General features: G+C 64.3%; 17 protein-coding genes. 10 read left to right on the forward strand and 7 right to left on the reverse strand.

The genetic code is table 11. From position 1 onward, the window contains the following. Nucleotides 1-594, forward strand: coding sequence for a chromate transporter (locus B5F88_RS10580; protein ID WP_087345568.1), 594 nt, complete (start codon nucleotides 1-3; stop codon nucleotides 592-594). Then, the gene (locus tag B5F88_RS10585; RefSeq protein WP_087345571.1) at nucleotides 591-1,205 is read left to right on the forward strand and encodes a chromate transporter; all 615 of its coding nucleotides are present in this window, start codon (nucleotides 591-593) and stop codon (nucleotides 1,203-1,205) included. The genes B5F88_RS10580 and B5F88_RS10585 overlap by 4 nt, the downstream gene beginning before the upstream one ends. Nucleotides 1,206-1,252: 47 nt before the next feature. Here the strand turns inward: B5F88_RS10585 and B5F88_RS10590 are convergent, their stop codons facing one another. From B5F88_RS10590 to proB, 3 genes are all read right to left on the reverse strand, one after another. Continuing rightward, nucleotides 1,253-1,582 (reverse strand): hypothetical protein, encoded by a 330-nt coding sequence (locus B5F88_RS10590; protein ID WP_087345574.1) that lies wholly within the window; start codon nucleotides 1,580-1,582, stop codon nucleotides 1,253-1,255. Between the two features lie 86 nt (nucleotides 1,583-1,668). Continuing rightward, the gene (locus B5F88_RS10595) at nucleotides 1,669-2,916 is read right to left on the reverse strand and encodes a glutamate-5-semialdehyde dehydrogenase (protein ID WP_087345577.1); all 1,248 of its coding nucleotides are present in this window, start codon (nucleotides 2,914-2,916) and stop codon (nucleotides 1,669-1,671) included. Nucleotides 2,917-2,958: 42 nt separating this feature from the next. Continuing rightward, nucleotides 2,959-3,765 carry a glutamate 5-kinase gene (gene proB / locus B5F88_RS10600; protein WP_207757975.1) on the reverse strand — a complete coding sequence of 269 codons (807 nt, stop codon included), beginning with the start codon at nucleotides 3,763-3,765 and terminating at the stop codon, nucleotides 2,959-2,961. Between the two features lie 216 nt (nucleotides 3,766-3,981). Here proB and B5F88_RS10605 point away from each other — a divergent pair, with 216 nt between their 5' ends. The 5 genes from B5F88_RS10605 to eno all read left to right on the forward strand — a co-directional run bounded on the left by B5F88_RS10605 (nucleotide 3,982) and on the right by eno (nucleotide 9,494). After that, nucleotides 3,982-4,476, forward strand: coding sequence for a tRNA (cytidine(34)-2'-O)-methyltransferase (locus B5F88_RS10605; RefSeq protein WP_087345583.1), 495 nt, complete (start codon nucleotides 3,982-3,984; stop codon nucleotides 4,474-4,476). After that, complete coding sequence (locus B5F88_RS10610; protein WP_087345586.1) at nucleotides 4,473-5,669, forward strand: phosphoglycerate kinase; 1,197 nt, start codon at nucleotides 4,473-4,475, stop codon at nucleotides 5,667-5,669. The genes B5F88_RS10605 and B5F88_RS10610 overlap by 4 nt, the downstream gene beginning before the upstream one ends. Before the next feature lie 94 nt (nucleotides 5,670-5,763). Continuing rightward, nucleotides 5,764-6,537 (forward strand): triose-phosphate isomerase, encoded by a 774-nt coding sequence (gene tpiA, locus B5F88_RS10615; RefSeq protein WP_087345589.1) that lies wholly within the window; start codon nucleotides 5,764-5,766, stop codon nucleotides 6,535-6,537. A gap of 34 nt (nucleotides 6,538-6,571) precedes the next feature. Next, on the forward strand, nucleotides 6,572-8,092 hold the full coding sequence (gene gpmI, locus B5F88_RS10620) for a 2,3-bisphosphoglycerate-independent phosphoglycerate mutase (protein WP_087345592.1): 1,521 nt from the start codon (nucleotides 6,572-6,574) through the stop codon (nucleotides 8,090-8,092). 100 nt (nucleotides 8,093-8,192) lie between these two features. Further along, nucleotides 8,193-9,494 (forward strand): phosphopyruvate hydratase, encoded by a 1,302-nt coding sequence (eno, locus tag B5F88_RS10625; protein WP_087345595.1) that lies wholly within the window; start codon nucleotides 8,193-8,195, stop codon nucleotides 9,492-9,494. A 186-nt stretch (nucleotides 9,495-9,680) separates the two neighbouring features. Here the strand turns inward: eno and B5F88_RS10630 are convergent, their stop codons facing one another. Further along, the gene (locus B5F88_RS10630; RefSeq protein WP_087345599.1) at nucleotides 9,681-10,298 is read right to left on the reverse strand and encodes a ferritin family protein; all 618 of its coding nucleotides are present in this window, start codon (nucleotides 10,296-10,298) and stop codon (nucleotides 9,681-9,683) included. A gap of 141 nt (nucleotides 10,299-10,439) precedes the next feature. Here B5F88_RS10630 and B5F88_RS10635 point away from each other — a divergent pair, with 141 nt between their 5' ends. Genes B5F88_RS10635 through B5F88_RS10645 form a run of 3 tightly spaced genes read left to right on the forward strand, consistent with a single transcriptional unit; the run spans nucleotide 10,440 to nucleotide 12,494 of the window. After that, the gene (locus B5F88_RS10635; RefSeq protein WP_087345602.1) at nucleotides 10,440-11,180 is read left to right on the forward strand and encodes an ATP-binding cassette domain-containing protein; all 741 of its coding nucleotides are present in this window, start codon (nucleotides 10,440-10,442) and stop codon (nucleotides 11,178-11,180) included. Continuing rightward, nucleotides 11,180-12,103, forward strand: coding sequence for a SufD family Fe-S cluster assembly protein (locus B5F88_RS10640; protein ID WP_087345605.1), 924 nt, complete (start codon nucleotides 11,180-11,182; stop codon nucleotides 12,101-12,103). The genes B5F88_RS10635 and B5F88_RS10640 overlap by 1 nt, the downstream gene beginning before the upstream one ends. Then, entirely contained in the window at nucleotides 12,087-12,494 is a 408-nt protein-coding gene (locus B5F88_RS10645; RefSeq protein WP_087345607.1) for a PaaI family thioesterase, read from the forward strand. The genes B5F88_RS10640 and B5F88_RS10645 overlap by 17 nt, the downstream gene beginning before the upstream one ends. 20 nt (nucleotides 12,495-12,514) lie before the next feature. Here the strand turns inward: B5F88_RS10645 and B5F88_RS10650 are convergent, their stop codons facing one another. The 3 genes from B5F88_RS10650 to B5F88_RS10660 all read right to left on the reverse strand — a co-directional run bounded on the left by B5F88_RS10650 (nucleotide 12,515) and on the right by B5F88_RS10660 (nucleotide 15,245). Next, the gene (locus B5F88_RS10650) at nucleotides 12,515-12,856 is read right to left on the reverse strand and encodes a hypothetical protein (protein WP_140402091.1); all 342 of its coding nucleotides are present in this window, start codon (nucleotides 12,854-12,856) and stop codon (nucleotides 12,515-12,517) included. Between the two features lie 91 nt (nucleotides 12,857-12,947). Then, on the reverse strand, nucleotides 12,948-14,549 hold the full coding sequence (locus B5F88_RS10655) for a peptide chain release factor 3 (RefSeq protein WP_087345613.1): 1,602 nt from the start codon (nucleotides 14,547-14,549) through the stop codon (nucleotides 12,948-12,950). Between the two features lie 48 nt (nucleotides 14,550-14,597). Next, on the reverse strand, nucleotides 14,598-15,245 hold the full coding sequence (locus tag B5F88_RS10660; protein ID WP_087345617.1) for an HAD family hydrolase: 648 nt from the start codon (nucleotides 15,243-15,245) through the stop codon (nucleotides 14,598-14,600). Nucleotides 15,246-15,381 lie beyond the last annotated feature (136 nt).

Here is a 15,381-nt window from a genome sequence, read left to right on the forward strand (position 1 = left end):
GTGAATCTCTATTTCGATCTGTTCTGGACCTTTGCCAAAATCGGCGTGTGTACCTTCGGCGGGGGGTACGCCATGCTGCCCATCCTCCAGCGGGAGCTGGTGGAAAAGCGGCATTGGGCCAGCGAGGAGGAGCTGTCCGACTATTTCGCCATCGGCCAGTGTACCCCCGGCATCATCGCTGTCAACACCGCCACCTTCGTGGGCCACAAGCTGAAAGGGGCGGCGGGGGGCGTGGCCGCCACCCTAAGCCTGGTGTTTCCCTGCCTGGTGATCATCATGCTCATCGCCGCCTTTCTGCAGAACTTTGCCGATTTGCCCGTGGTGGTCCACGCCTTCAATGGCGTCCGGGCCTGCGTGTGCGCCCTGATTTTGTCCAGCGTCCTCAAGCTGCGCAAGTCCACCGTGGTGGATGGGCCCACCGCCGTTATCTTCGTGGTGGTGCTCATCCTGGCGGTGGCGGGCAACTTTGTTACCTTCCCCTCCAACGCCCTGGGCGCCGTGCTGGGCTATGTGTGCTCCCCCATCGTGCTGGTGGTGGCGGCGGGCGTCACCGGATTGTGCGTCCGGGCGGCGAAAGGAGGGGGAAAGGCGTGATCTATCTCCAGCTCTTTTTCGAGTTCTTCAAGGCGGGCCTCTTCGCCATCGGCGGGGGCCTGGCCACCATCCCCTTCCTCACCGACATGGGGGCCCGCACCGGCTGGTTCTCCGCCGGGGAGCTGGCCAACATGATCGCCATTTCCGAGTCCACCCCCGGCCCCATGGGGGTGAACATGGCCACCTATGTGGGCTTCCACACCGGCAGCCTGGCGGGGGGCGTTGTGGGGGGGATCGCGGGAGGCGTCATCGCCACCCTGGGGCTGGTGTGCCCCTCCATCATCGTCATCCTCATCATCGCCGGATTTCTGAAAAAATTCCGGGAGAGCCGGGGGGTGGACGCGGTGTTCTATGGCATCCGGCCCGCCTCCACCGCCCTCATCGCCGCCGCCCTGGTGGAGGTATGCTCCATTGCCCTGATGTTCCATCAGACGGCGGGGCCGGAGGTAGTGCCGGGGGGCGTGGTTCCTAAAACGGAGCTGTTCTACTGGCCTGCCATCCTTCTGGCGGCGGCGGTCTTTGTCTGCCTCCAGGTGGGGCCGCTGAAAAAGCTCCACCCCATCGCCTTTATCGCCGCCTCGGCGGTGCTCGGGGTGCTCTTTCAATTCTGAAACGGAAAATGACCCGCAAAGCCGCCGGCTTTGCGGGTCGTTTTTTGTCACAGCAGACAGCGCTCGCCCTGCTCCAGGTAGTGGGCGTCGGAGCGTACCGTCAGGCGGCGGGGAGAACAGCTTTCGGGCAGATAAAACCGTATGCCCCTCAGCACCAGGTCGGTGGCCGCCGGTCCGTGGTGGGCGGGGACGGCGAAGATCCGGCTGCCCCGGACCATGTCCCCCTCCAGCACCTCCACCGATACCGCCACCCGCCGCTCGGGCAGCACCCCCGCCAGCCGGAGGGAACAGTCCAGGGTCTGCCAGCCGCCGGGCTCCAGGGAGCCCAGGTCGCAGTACAGCGTCCCGCCCTCCAAGGTCAGCTTGCGTTCCAGCATGGGACACACCCCCAAACAAAGTCATACGGCGGGCATGGCTGCCCGCCGTATGTAGACGACCGGTTGGGGGCCGCTTCATCCTATGCTCAGCGGACCTGTCCCGTGCCGTAGATGATGAACTTGCTGGAGGTCAGCTCCTCCAGGCCCATGGGGCCCCGGGCGTGCATCTTCTGGGTGGAGATGCCGATTTCCGCCCCCAGGCCGAACTCAAAGCCGTCGGTGAACCGGGTGGAGGCGTTGACGTACACCGCCGCGGCGTCCACCACGTCCAGGAACCGCTGGGCGGCGTTGTAGTCGTTGGTGACGATGGCCTCAGAGTGACCGCTGCCGTGGGCGGCGATGAAATCGGTGGCCTCGTCAAAGCCGCCCACCACCTTGACGGCCAGGATGTAGTCGCCGAACTCGGTGTCCCAGTCGGCCTCTGAGGCGGGCTTCACAAAGTCCCCCAGAATGGCCCGGGTCTCCGGGCAGCCCCGCAGCTCCACGTCCTTGGTCTGGAGCAACTGCCAGGCCATGGGGAGAAAGTCCCGGGCGATCCCCCGGTCCACCAGCAGGCACTCGGCGGCGTTGCACACCGAGGGCCGGGAGGTCTTGGCGTTGTGGATGATCCGGGCGGCCATGTCCAGGTCGGCCCCCTCGTGGACGTACACGTGGCACACCCCCACGCCGGTCTCAATCACCGGCACCCTGGCGTTTTCCACCACGCTGCGGATGAGCCCCGCGCCCCCCCGGGGGATGAGCACGTCCAGATATTCGGTGAGGCCCATCAGCTCATTGGCGCTCTCCCGGCTGGTGTCGGTCACCAGAGCCACGCAGTCCCGGGGCAGGCCGACCCCCTCCAGAGCGTCCCGCATGACGGCCACAAAGGCCTGGTTGGACCGGAAGGCCTCCTTGCCCCCACGGAGGATCACCGCGTTGCCCGACTTGAGACACAGGGCGGCGGCGTCCACCGTCACGTTGGGCCGGGCCTCATAGATGATGCCGATGACCCCCAGAGGCACCCGGCGCTTGCCGATGGTGAGGCCGTTGGGCCGGGTGGACATCCTGGTGACCTCCCCAATGGGGTCGGGGAGGGCGGCCACCTGCCGCACCCCCTCCACAATGCCGGCGATGCGGCCCTGGTCCAGGGCCAGCCGGTCCAGCAGGGCGGGCCGGAGCCCGGCGGCCTTGCCCGCATCCAGGTCGGCGGCGTTGGCGGCCAGGATCTCCCCCTGCCGGGCCACGATGGCGGCGGCGATGGCCTCCAGCGCCGCGTTTTTCCGGGCGGTGCCCGCCACGGACAGCACCCGGGCGGCGTTTCTGGCCGCCAGGCCCTGGGTTTCCAACTGTGTCATAGTCGTTCACTCCTTATTTGTCAGATCAAAGGGTCAGGCCGGTCAGCGGGGCCGGGTAAACCGGGTGCCCACATCCTTGCCCGCCACAATATCGTAAACGGCCTCCATGTTGCTGCCGTTGGCGATCACCATGTCGATGCCCGCCTCCAGGCAGAGCTGGGCGGCATTGAGCTTAGTGGTCATGCCGCCGGTGCCCCGCCAGGTGCCCGCGCCCCCCGCCATGGCCCGCAGCTCCCGGGTGACGGCGGAGACCTGGTGGATCAGCCTGGCCTCCGGATGGGTGCGGGGGTCGGCGTCGTACAGTCCGTCGATGTCGCTGAGCAGGATCAGCAGGTCGGCCCCACACAGCCGGGCCACCATGGCGGACAGGGTGTCGTTGTCGCCCAGCACCTTGCACTGGCCGGTCTCGATCTCCGCCGAGGATACCGAGTCGTTCTCGTTGACGATGGGGATGACCCCCAGCTCCAGCAGGGCTTCAAAGGTGTTGTGCAGGTGCTCCGAGCGGACGGGGGCGTCCACGTCCTCCCCGGTGAGGAGGATCTGGGCCACCGTCCGGTTATATTCGGAGAAAAATTTGTCGTAGACGTGCATCATCATACACTGGCCCACGGCGGCGGTGGCCTGCTTCATCCGCAGCTCGGAGGGCCGCTCCGGCAGGCGCAGCTTCTTGGTGCCGATGCCGATGGCGCCGGAGGACACCAGCACCACCTGACAGCCCATGCCCTGCAGGTCGGAGAGCACCCGGGCCAGATGCTCCATATTATGTAGATTCAGGCTGCCCGTCTCCCGGGTGAGGGTGGAGGTGCCCACCTTGACCACAACCCGGCGGATCTCCCGCTGTTTTTCCAAAATGTCTCATCCTCTCCGGCGGCTTTTCCGCCATATATTATCATACCACAGATCCCCATTGCAATAAAGTGTAAAAGCAAAGAAAAGAAAGGGGGGAATCAGGAAAGAAAACCGAAGGTTTTAGCACTTTTTCGTGGTTTCCCGGTTGAAATTTGTGCGGGTTTGGAGTACAATAGCCTCCGCTGGTAAAAAAAGAGGCTGGAAAGAGGTGGGGAAATGCTCAATATTGTGCTTTTTGAGCCGGAGATCCCACAAAATACCGGGAATATCGCCCGCACCTGCGCGGTGACGGGAACCCGGCTCCATCTCATTGAGCCCCTGGGCTTTGATATCAGCGACAAGGCGGTCAAGCGGGCGGGCCTGGACTACTGGCATCTGGTGGACGTACGGGTCTACCAGGGCCTGGACGACTTTTTCCGCAAGACAAAGGCGCAGGACATCTGGCTGGCCACCACCAAGGCCCCCAGGTCCTACACCCAGGCGGTTTTCCGGGATGAGTGCTATCTCATCTTCGGCAAGGAGACCGCCGGCCTGCCGGAGGAGTTCCGCATGGCCCACAGCGACCGCTGCATTCGTATCCCCATCCGGGCGGAAGCCCGGTGTCTGAACCTGTCCAACGCCGCGGCCATCGTGACCTATGAGGCGCTGCGGCAGCTGGACTTCCCCGGCCTCACCGGGGAAGGTGAGATGAAAGGAGCTTGTACAGGATGAACTACAACAAGAAAACTGTGAAGGACATCGATGTGGCCGGCAAGAAGGTTCTGCTGCGCTGCGATTTCAACGTGCCCATGGCCAAGGACGGCAGCGGCGTCATCACCGACGACAAGCGCATCCGGGCCGCTCTGCCCACCATCCAGTACCTGCTGGACCAGAACGCCGCCGTGATCGCCTGCTCCCACATGGGCAAGCCCAAGGGCGAGGTGGTGCCTTCCCTGAGCCTGAAGCCGGTGGCCGCCCGCCTGAGCGAGCTGCTGGGCAAGGACGTGATCATGGCCGAGGACGTGGTGGGCCCCGACGCCCAGGCCAAGGCCGCCGCCCTGAAGCCCGGCCAGATCATGCTGCTGGAGAACACCCGCTTCGAGAAGGGCGAGACCAAGAACGATCCCGAGCTGGCCAAGGCCATGGCCTCCATGGCTGAGGTTTACGTATCCGACGCCTTCGGCGCCGTCCACCGCGCCCACGCCTCCACCGCCGGCGTGGCCGACTACCTGCCCGCCGTGTCCGGCTTCCTGATCCAGAAGGAGCTGGAGATCATCGGCGGCGCCCTGGCCAATCCCAAGCGGCCCCTGGTGGCCATCCTGGGCGGCTCCAAGGTGTCCTCCAAGATCGGCGTCATCAACAACCTGCTGGAGATCGCCGACACCATCATCATCGGCGGCGGCATGACCTACACCTTCCTGAAGGCCCAGGGCGGCTCCATCGGCAAGTCCCTGCTGGAGGAGGACTGGCTGGACTACTGCAACGACATGATGAAGAAGGCCCAGGAGAAGGGCGTCAAGCTGCTGCTGCCCGAGGATACCGTGTGCGCCAAGGAGTTTGCCGCCGACGCCGAGCCCATGACCGTGGACAGCATGCACATCCCCGACGACTGCCTGGGCATGGACATCGGCCCCAAGGCCATCGCCGCTTACAGCGAGGCTGTGAAGGATGCCGGCACCGTCATCTGGAACGGGCCCATGGGCGTGTTTGAGTTCCCCGCCTTCGCCGCCGGCACCAAGGCCGTGGCCGAGGCTCTGAGCAAGAGCAGCGCTATCACCATCATTGGCGGCGGCGACTCCGCGGCCGCTGTGCAGCAGCTGGGCTACGCCGACAAGATGACCCACATCTCCACCGGCGGCGGCGCCTCCCTGGAGTTCATGGAGGGCAAGGAGCTGCCCGGCGTGGCCTGCCTGCTGGACGCTTGATTTTGTGGCGTAAATTGCCTGCTGGACAAGTAATTTCAACATCGTCGGTTCATGGACCTGAAATAGAAGACTGGAAGAAAGAGGTAAGATCCCAATGAACAGAAGATACCGCAAGACCATTATCGCCGGAAACTGGAAGATGAACAAGACCCTCACCGAGACCAAGGCCTTTGCCGAGGAGCTCAAGCCCCTCATCGGCAAGCCCAAGTGGTGTGAGGTGGTGCTGTGCGTGCCCTCCGTGAACCTGCAGGCCGCCGTGCGGCTGTTCAAGGAGAGCCGGGTGGCCATCGGCGCCGAGACCTGCCACTATGAGTCTCACGGCGCTTTCACCGGCGAGGTCTCTCCCGAGATGCTCAAGGACATCGGCGTGAAGTACGTGATCATCGGCCACTCCGAGCGCCGCCAGTACTACAACGAGACCGACTTCACCGTGAACAAGAAGGTCCACGCCGCCCTGGAGGCCGGCCTGTACCCCATCGTTTGCGTGGGTGAGAGCCTGGAGCAGCGGGAGCTGGGGGTCACCATGGACCTCATTTCCTACCAGGTGAAGGCCGCCCTGTCCGGCGTGCCCGCCGACAAGATGCGCCATGTGGTCATCGCCTATGAGCCCATCTGGGCCATCGGCACCGGCAAGACCGCCACCGCCGAGCAGGCCAACGAGGTCTGCGAGGCCATCCGCGCCGTCATCCGCAAGCTGTACGGCGCCCGCGTGGCCCGCGCCGTCACCATCCAGTACGGCGGCTCTATGAACGCCAAGAACGCCCAGGAGCTGCTGGCCCAGCCCGACGTGGACGGCGGCCTGATCGGCGGCGCCTCCCTGAAGGCCCCCGACTTTGTGGAGATCATCAACGCCGCCAATCAGGAATAAGGCAGCAGGCTGGTCAGAGAACAAGAGGTACACTATGAGTAAAACACCGACTACCCTGATTATCATGGACGGCTTTGGCCTGCGCGCCGACAAGAACGGCAACGCCATCGCCGCCGCCCATACCCCCAATCTGGACAAGATCTTTGCCGAGAACCCCGGCTGCAAGCTGGCGGCCTCCGGCATGGACGTGGGCCTGCCCGAGGGCCAGATGGGCAACTCCGAGGTGGGTCACACCAACATCGGCGCCGGCCGGGTGGTGTTCCAGGACCTGCCCCGGATCACCAAGTCCATTCAGGACGGCAGCTTCTTTGAAAACGAGGCCTATATCGAGGCCATGGACGACTGCAAGGAGCGGGACGGCGCGCTGCACGTGTTCGGCCTGCTCAGCGACGGCGGCGTTCACAGCCACATCACCCACATCTTCGCCCTGCTGGAGCTGGCCAAGAAGCGGGGGCTGCGCCGGGTGTTCATCCACTGCTTCCTGGACGGCCGGGACGTGCCCCCCGCCTCCGGCAAGGAGTACGTGGAGCAGCTGGTGAACAAGTGCAAGGAGATCGGCGTGGGCCAGGTGGCCACCGTCATGGGCCGCTTCTACGCCATGGACCGGGACAAGCGGTGGGACCGCCTGCAGCGGGCCTACGACGCCATCGTCCTGGGCGTGGGCGCCGAGAACGCCGACCCGGTGGACGCCGTGCAGAAGTCCTATGACGCCGGGGTCACCGACGAGTTTGTGGAGCCCATCGTGTGCGCCAAGGAGGGCAAGGTGAAGGAGGGCGACTCCATCATCTTCATGAACTTCCGCCCCGACCGGGCCCGGGAGATCACCCGCTGCTTCGTGGACCCCGCCTTCACCGACGTGGAGCGGAAAAAGGGCTATTTCCCTGTGACGTACGTGTGCACCACCGAGTACGACGCCACCATGCCCAACGTGCTCATCGCCTTCCCCCACCGGGAGCTGGTGAACATCTTTGGCGAGTATATCGCCCGTCAGGGCTACACCCAGCTGCGCATTGCCGAGACCGAGAAGTACGCCCATGTGACCTTCTTCTTCAACGGCGGCGAGGAGCGGGTGTTCCCCGGCGAGGACCGGTGCCTGATCCCCTCCCCCAAGGTGGCCACCTACGACCTGCAGCCCGAGATGAGCGCCCCCGAGGTCACCGAGGAGGCCGTCAAGCGCATTGAGAGCGGCAAGTACGACGTGATCATCCTCAACTTCGCCAACTGCGACATGGTGGGCCACACCGGCGTGTTTGACGCCGCCGTGAAGGCTGTGGAGGCCGTGGACGCCGGCGTGGGCAAGGTGGTGGAGGCCACCACCAAGATGGGCGGCGTGTCCCTCATCACCGCCGACCACGGCAACGCCGACCGGATGCTGGACGACGATGGGGTTACCCCCTACACCGCCCACACCACCAACCTGGTGCCCTTCTACATTGTGGGCGCCGACGTGAAGCTGCGGGACGGCCGCCTGGCCGACATCGCCCCCACCATGCTGGACCTGATGGGCCTGGAAAAGCCCGCAGAGATGGACGGGGAGACGCTGATTCTCAACTAAAGCGGTATCCGGCGGGCTTCCGCCGTACCAAATATAGTTCCGGCGGGCCGGTTGCCCGCCCCCCACACACCAATTCCCCTATTTGAAAGGAGTTTTTATCATGAAGCAGATCATCGAGATCGTTGACGTGCTGGGCCGTGAGATCCTGGACAGCCGCGGCAACCCCACCGTTGAGGTGGAGGTCTATCTGGAAGACGGCACCGTGGGCCGTGCTGCTGTGCCCTCCGGCGCTTCCACCGGCATCTATGAGGCCTGCGAGCTGCGTGACGGCGACAAGAGCCGCTACATGGGCAAGGGCGTGCTCACCGCCGTGAAGAACGTCAACACCGAGATCGCCGAGTGCCTGGTGGGCATGAACGTGCTGGATCAGACCGCCATCGACAAGGCCCTCATCGAGCTGGACGGCACCCCCAACAAGACCAAGCTGGGCGCCAACGCCATCCTGGGCGCCTCCCTGGCCTGCGCCAAGGCCGCCGCCGAGAGCCTGGGCACCTCCCTGTACAACTATATCGGCGGCGTCAACGCCAAGGTGCTGCCCGTGCCCATGATGAACATCCTCAACGGCGGCGCTCACGCCACCAACAACGTGGAGATCCAGGAGTTCATGATCATGCCCGTGGGCGCCTGCTGCTTCCGCGAGGCTCTGCGTATGTGCGCTGAGGTGTTCCACACCCTGAAGAGCACCCTGAAGGAGAACGGCACTCCCGCCGCCGGCGTGGGCGACGAGGGCGGCTACGCTCCCAACCTGAAGAAGGACGAGGACGCTCTGAAGGTCATCGTGAAGGCCATCGAGGACGCCGGCTACAAGCCCGGCGAGGACTTCAAGATCGCCATCGACGCCGCCTCTTCCGAGTGGTGGAACGAGGAGGAGAAGTGCTATATCCAGCCCAAGTCCGGCAAGAAGATGACCCAGCAGCAGCTGGTGAACATGTGGAAGAAGTTCGTTGACACCTACCCCATCGTCTCCCTGGAGGACGGCATGGCCGAGACCGACTGGGAAGGCTGGGCCATGCTGACCAAGGCCATCGGCGACCGGGTGCAGCTGGTGGGCGACGACCTGTTCGTCACCAACACCGAGCGGCTCAAGACCGGCATTGAGAAGAAGGTGGGCAACGCCATTCTGATCAAGGTCAACCAGATCGGTACCCTGACCGAGACCCTGGACGCCATCCAGATGGCCAACCGGGCCGGCTACACCGCCATCGTGTCTCACCGCTCCGGCGAGACCGAGGACGCCACCATTGCCGACATCGCCGTGGCTCTGAACGCCGGCCAGATCAAGACCGGCGCCCCCAGCCGTACCGACCGTGTGGCCAAGTACAACCAGCTGCTCCGCATCGAGGAGGAGCTGGGCGACGTGGCTCAGTACCTGGGCATGGACGCCTTCTTCAACCTGAAGTAAGCAGAAGCGCTGAGCGCCCGGGAGCAGGCGCACAGTGAACCGCGCAGACAAAAAAGCAGTTTGGCCGCAGGCCAAAGGTGTTTTTTGCGCAGCGGTAAGCAGTGCGCCGTCGCGGAGGGCGCGAAGCGTGACATCGAGGGAACCGCAAGGGGCCGCTGCCATTGGCAGCGGCCCCTTCCCGTTTTGTCACAGCTGCTCCAGAACCCCCCGGATGGTCCACACGTGGGTCTCCTCCTCCCCGGCCAGCTCGGAAAAGAGCTCCTTCAGGCAGGGGTCGGCGGTCTCTGCGGCGGCGGCCTGATAGGCCGCTGCCCCCCGCTGCTCCGCCCAGAACCGCTCCCGCAGGGCGGCGTGGAGGGGCGCGGCGGTCTGGCTGGAGCGCACCTCCGGCCAGTAGCGCACCCCGGAGATGAGAAAATAGGCGGTGCTCAGCTTTTTGGCGTGACGGCGCTCGTCGGCGGCTATGGCCGCCAGCGCCCGGCCACCCCCGCCGGGGGTGCGGCGGGCCAGGGCCTGATAGCTCCGCCAGTCGGAAATCTCGTCATCTATGTACCCCTGCAAAGACGCGCCGTAGGCGGCGGAGGCGGGCCCCAGGCACTGGATGTCGTGGCCCTCGTCCGCCTGCCCCAGGGTCACGATCCGGGCCTCTGCCGCCGCCGGTACCGCCAGGGCCGTCTCCTCCACCGCCGCCTCTCCCTCCGCCGGCAGGGTGAAGGGGCAATCCCCCCGCTTATCCGGCATCACCCGCCGCCACACCCGCTCAAACACCTCCCGGTCCACGCCGGGAATGGAAGTCTGTTCCATACTTCCGCCTCCAATTCTGTTTGGATTCCCCCCATTCTATGCCGGAATAGGAGCATTTGTCCCGCCAGGGTTGTATTTTTGTGGTAAGCGTGATACAATACTAACTCTGGGATCAACCAATTGACAAAGGAGAGACCGCTCATGCTGGAGATCAAGCATCTCAGCTATCAGGTGGAGGACGAGGCGGGCCAGGAACTGGGCATCCTCAACGATGTGTCCCTCACCGTGGCAGATCATCAGTTTGTGGTGATCACCGGCCCCAACGGGGGCGGCAAGACCACCCTGGCCAAGGCCATTATGGGCCTGGTGGAGCCCACCGGAGGCCAGATTTTGTGGAACGGAACTGACATTACCCATATGCCCATCACCGACCGGGCCCGGCTGGGGGTGAGCTACGGCTTTCAGCAGCCCCCCCGGTTCAAGGGGCTGAAGGTAAAGGACCTGCTGGCCCTGGCCTCGGGCAGCGAGAAGCTCACCCGGGAGGAGAGTTGCCAGTACCTCACCAAGGTGGGGCTGTGCGCCGGGGACTATATCGACCGGGAGGTGGACGCCTCCCTGTCCGGCGGCGAGGTCAAGCGCATTGAGATCGCCACCATTCTGGCCCGCAAGTCCGGGCTGATGATCTTTGACGAGCCGGAGGCGGGCATCGACCTGTGGTCCTTCGCCAAGCTCACCGAGACCTTCAAGCTCATCCACCAGAAGCGGGAGGCCACCCTCATCGTCATCTCCCACCAGGAGCGCATCATCGACCTGGCGGACGAGATCGTCATGATCGGCGACGGCCAGATTCAGAAGCACGGCCCCAAGGACGAGATCTTCCCCCAGATCCTGGCCAACACCAGCACGGGCTGCAGCTATCTTTCGGAAGGAGCGGACAAGTAATGGATCAGGCAGAGTGGAAGCTCCTCAAGGAGATCGCGGACCTGGAAAAGACCCCCCAGGGGGCCTACAACATCCGCCGCAACGGACAGCTGGACTCCCGCAACAACACCGCCAACATCGAGATCACCACCAAGACCGAACCGGGCAAGTCGGGCATTGACATCACCGTGAAAAGCGGCACCAAGCACGAGTCGGTCCACATCCCGGTGATCATCAGCCAGACCGGCCTTTCCGAGCTGGTATACAACGACTTCTTCATCGGCGACGACTGCGATGTGGACATCGTGGCCGGCTGCGGCATCCACAACACCGGCTGCGAGACCAGCCAGCACGACGGCGTGCACACCTTCCACATCGGCAAGAACTCCAAGGTCCGCTATGTGGAGCGGCACTACGGCGAGGGCCCCGGCACCGGCAAGCGGGTGATGAATCCCCAGACCATCGTGTATCTGGAGGAGGGGGCCAGCCTCAACATGGAGTCCACCCAGATCCGGGGCGTGGACTCCACCAAGCGGGAGACCAAAATCGTGGTAGGCCCCCGGGCCGAGGCGGTAATCACCGAAAAGCTGCTCACCCACGGCCAGCAGACCGCTGAGAGCGACATGGAGATCATTCTGGACGGGGAGGACGCCTCCGGACGGGTGATTTCCCGCTCCGTGGCCCAGGACGACTCCCAGCAGGTGTTTTACCCCAAGATGACGGGCAACGCCAAGTGCTTCGGCCATGTGCAGTGTGACTCCATCATCATGGGTCAGGCCCGGATCTCCTCCATTCCGGCCATCGTGGCCAACCATGTGGACGCCCAACTCATCCATGAGGCGGCCATCGGCCGCATCGCCGGGGACCAGATCCTCAAGCTGATGACCCTGGGCCTCACCGAGCAGGAGGCGGAGGAGAAGATTCTGGATGGCTTCTTGCAGTAAGGACTACAGCGACCTGCTGGAGCAGGTAAACAGCGGGGCCTTTTTCGGGCCTAGCAGCGGCGTGAAGGTCACCGCCATCCGGCAGCATGAGGCGGAGGGGGTGCTGGAGGTCCGGAAGGACACCTATAACCCCCTGGGCGTGATCCACGGCGGGGCCCTGTTCACCCTGGCCGACACGGTGACTGGCACCGCCGCCTATACCATCGGGGACCGGCCCTGCGTCACTTTGGACAGCTCCATGCAGTTTCTGGCTGCCGCCAGAGGGGACAAGGTGTTCTGCGTGGCTACGCCCAAGAAGATTGGCCGCACCATTGTGGTGTACGACGTGGCCCTCACCGACGGGGAGGAGCGGCTGGTGGCCTCCGGCACCTTTACCTTTTTCGTCAAATAAACCTACAGCCCCGCCGGGTATCACCCGGCGGGGCTGTTTTCCTCCTCCTTCAGCAGCTCTCCCAGCCGCAGCAGGGCGGCCAGCAGCACCAGCAGGGAGGCCAGCACGTTGGTGGCGGCGGACGCCTCCCCATCCGTGCCCGCCGCATCCCTCCGGCCCTGGAGAGCCAGGCAGAAGAATACACTCAGGGACAGCACTACCAGCACCGACGCGGCCAGCCGCAGGCCGGTCACATCGGTCTCCTCCCCCCGGCACAGCCCCTGCCGCTGGAGCCACAGGGCCCGCCAGGACAGCAGGATGGACCCCAGCAGCACGGTGAGAAAAAACAGGGATTTGTCCGCCTGTTCCAGCTCCTTGCCCATCAAACCACACCCCTTTTCCACATTGTATCCCAAAGATGTGGAAAAGGTGAACAGACAGGCCGGGACGGCAAAGTCGTCCCGGCCTGTCTCATCAGAATCTGGCCCCGCCAAACTCGTGGAAGGTGAGGTTTTTGTTGCGCTCCTGGGTCCAGTTCACCGCCCACTGGGAGCCGAACAGCAGCAGCTGGTTGCCCTTGTAGTCCTCCACCAGCTTGGTGTCGGTGCCCAGGGTCAGGTCCTCCTCCTTCACCGGCTGGCCGTCGTCGGTCTCGATCCACCGCAGGTACTCGTAGGGCAGGCCCTCCATGTACAAATCCACGTTGTACTCGTTTTTCAGCCGGTACTCCAGCACGTCGAACTGCAGGGTGCCCACCACGCCCACGATGACCTCCTCCATGCCGGAGTAGGGGGTCTTGAAGATCTGGATGGCGCCCTCCTGGGCGATCTGCTCCATGCCCTTCAAAAACTGCTTGCGCTTCATGGTGTCCAGACTGCGCACCCGCTTGAAGTGCTCGGGGGCGAAGGTGGGGATGGGGTCAAAGGTAAACTTCTTGGCGGCGGTGCACAGGGTATCGCCGATGGAGAAGATGCCCGGGTCAAACACGCCGATGATGTCCCCGGCGTAGGCCTCCTCGATGATCTCCCGCTCCGCGGCCATCAGCTGCTGGGGCCGGGACAGGCGGATTTTCTTGCCGCCCTGGACGTGGTAGACCTCCCGGTCGGCCTCAAACTTGCCGGAGACAATGCGCATGAAGGCGATCCGGTCCCGGTGGGCCTTGTTCATGTTGGCCTGGATCTTGAACACAAAGGCGGAGAAGGCGTCGTCCATGGAGTCGATGATCTCATCCCCCGCCCGCCGGGGCAGAGGGGCGGTGGTCATCTGCAAGAAGTGCTCCAGGAAGGGCTCCACGCCGAAGTTGGTCAGGGCCGAGCCAAAGAACACCGGCGAGAGCTTGCCGTGGCGCACCCGGTCCAGGTCAAACTCGGCGGCAGCGCCGTCCAGCAGCTCGATCTCGTCGGTGAGCTGCTGGTGGAGCCGCCCGCCGATGAGCGCGTCCAGGTTGGGGTCCCCCAGTTCCACCTCGGTGGCGGTGGCCGCCTTGGCGCCGCCGTTGGAGGTGAAGTGGATGATCTTCCGGCTGCCCCGGTCGTACACGCCCTGAAACTCCTTGCCGCAGCCAATGGGCCAGTTCACCGGATAGGTCTCGATGCCCAGCTCCTTCTCCAGCTCCTCCAGCAGCTCGAAGGAGTCCCGGGCCTCCCGGTCCATCTTGTTGATGAAGGTGAAAATGGGGATGTCCCGCATGGCGCACACCTTGAACAGCTTCCGGGTCTGGGCCTCCACGCCCTTGGCGGCGTCGATGACCATGACGGCGGAGTCGGCGGCCATCAGGGTGCGGTAGGTGTCCTCGGAGAAGTCCTGGTGGCCGGGGGTGTCCAGAATGTTGATGCAGTAGCCCTCGTACTGGAACTGCATGACGGAGGAGGTGACCGAGATGCCGCGCTGCTTCTCGATCTCCATCCAGTCGGAGGTGGCGGCCCGAGTGTTTTTCTTGCCCTTGACCTGACCGGCCTGGGCGATGGCTCCGCCGTAGAGCAGGAACTTTTCCGTCAGCGTGGTCTTACCGGCGTCCGGGTGGCTGATGATGGCGAAGGTCCTGCGGCGTTTGATTTCAGCTTCGTATTGAGACAAGGTAAGGTTCCTCCTTGATGAAATGAAAGTTCGATAGAGGCGGCTGGCTCAGGGGGGAGACAGCTGCGCCACCGCCGCCGGGATCCCGGCGAAGGAGCGGACGAAGGGCACCTCATGGTCGATGGCGCCAAAGCCGTAGGCGGCGTGGAGGAAGGGCACCCCCGCCGCCGTGGCGGCCTCATAGTCCCCCTGGGTGTCCCCGATGTAGAGGGGGCGCTTCATGCCGTTGCGGGCCGCCACCAGGGCGATGTTGTCCGCCTTGGCCTTGCCGGTGCGGCCGGGATTTTCGTAATCGGTAAAATACTGCCCCAGGCCGTGGGCCTGGAAAAAGGCCTCGATATAGCCGTCCTGGCAGTTGCTGACGATGCACAGGGGGTAGCTTTGGGCCAGCAGCGCCAGGGTTTCGGGCACCTGGGGGTAGAGGACGCCGCCGTGGGCGGCCACGTAGCTGTTTTCCTCCGCCAGCAGCTCGGCCAGCACGGGCTGGAGCTGCTCGGGGGGCAGATCGGGCAGCACCTTTTTCACAATGTCCGGCAGCAGCATTCCCATGCAGCTGGTGACATTCTCCCGGGTCATCAGCCCGGCCAGCTCTGGGGCCCGCCGCTCCAGCACCCGCCGCCAGGAGATACAGATGGCGTCCACCGAGTCCCACAGGGTTCCGTCCAGATCAAAGAGCAGTCCGTCAAACAAGCACACGCGCCTCCCGAAGCAAATACATACTCTGATACTATATCATACCCCTTGCGGCCATTTCAAGCCTAGCCGTCCCGCATTTTGCACGAAAAAAGCCCTGCCCGCCGGGATTTGGGCGGGCAGGGCAGGGGAGGCGGAG

Source organism: Flavonifractor sp. An306, assembly GCF_002159455.1.
In the GTDB taxonomy this organism is placed as follows: domain Bacteria; phylum Bacillota; class Clostridia; order Oscillospirales; family Oscillospiraceae; genus Flavonifractor.

Excerpts from the sequence above, each read along its gene's own strand:
- B5F88_RS10590 (WP_087345574.1), bottom strand. The coding sequence starts at position 1,582 with ATGCTGGAACGCAAGCTGACCTTGGAGGGCGGGACGCTGTACTGCGAC.
- B5F88_RS10595 (WP_087345577.1), bottom strand. The coding sequence starts at position 2,916 with ATGACACAGTTGGAAACCCAGGGCCTGGCGGCCAGAAACGCCGCCCGG.
- B5F88_RS10605 (WP_087345583.1), top strand. The coding sequence starts at position 3,982 with ATGCTCAATATTGTGCTTTTTGAGCCGGAGATCCCACAAAATACCGGG.
- B5F88_RS10610 (WP_087345586.1), top strand. The coding sequence starts at position 4,473 with ATGAACTACAACAAGAAAACTGTGAAGGACATCGATGTGGCCGGCAAG.
- tpiA (WP_087345589.1), top strand. The coding sequence starts at position 5,764 with ATGAACAGAAGATACCGCAAGACCATTATCGCCGGAAACTGGAAGATG.
- gpmI (WP_087345592.1), top strand. The coding sequence starts at position 6,572 with ATGAGTAAAACACCGACTACCCTGATTATCATGGACGGCTTTGGCCTG.
- eno (WP_087345595.1), top strand. The coding sequence starts at position 8,193 with ATGAAGCAGATCATCGAGATCGTTGACGTGCTGGGCCGTGAGATCCTG.
- B5F88_RS10630 (WP_087345599.1), bottom strand. The coding sequence starts at position 10,298 with ATGGAACAGACTTCCATTCCCGGCGTGGACCGGGAGGTGTTTGAGCGG.
- B5F88_RS10635 (WP_087345602.1), top strand. The coding sequence starts at position 10,440 with ATGCTGGAGATCAAGCATCTCAGCTATCAGGTGGAGGACGAGGCGGGC.
- B5F88_RS10640 (WP_087345605.1), top strand. The coding sequence starts at position 11,180 with ATGGATCAGGCAGAGTGGAAGCTCCTCAAGGAGATCGCGGACCTGGAA.
- B5F88_RS10645 (WP_087345607.1), top strand. The coding sequence starts at position 12,087 with ATGGCTTCTTGCAGTAAGGACTACAGCGACCTGCTGGAGCAGGTAAAC.
- B5F88_RS10650 (WP_140402091.1), bottom strand. The coding sequence starts at position 12,856 with ATGGGCAAGGAGCTGGAACAGGCGGACAAATCCCTGTTTTTTCTCACC.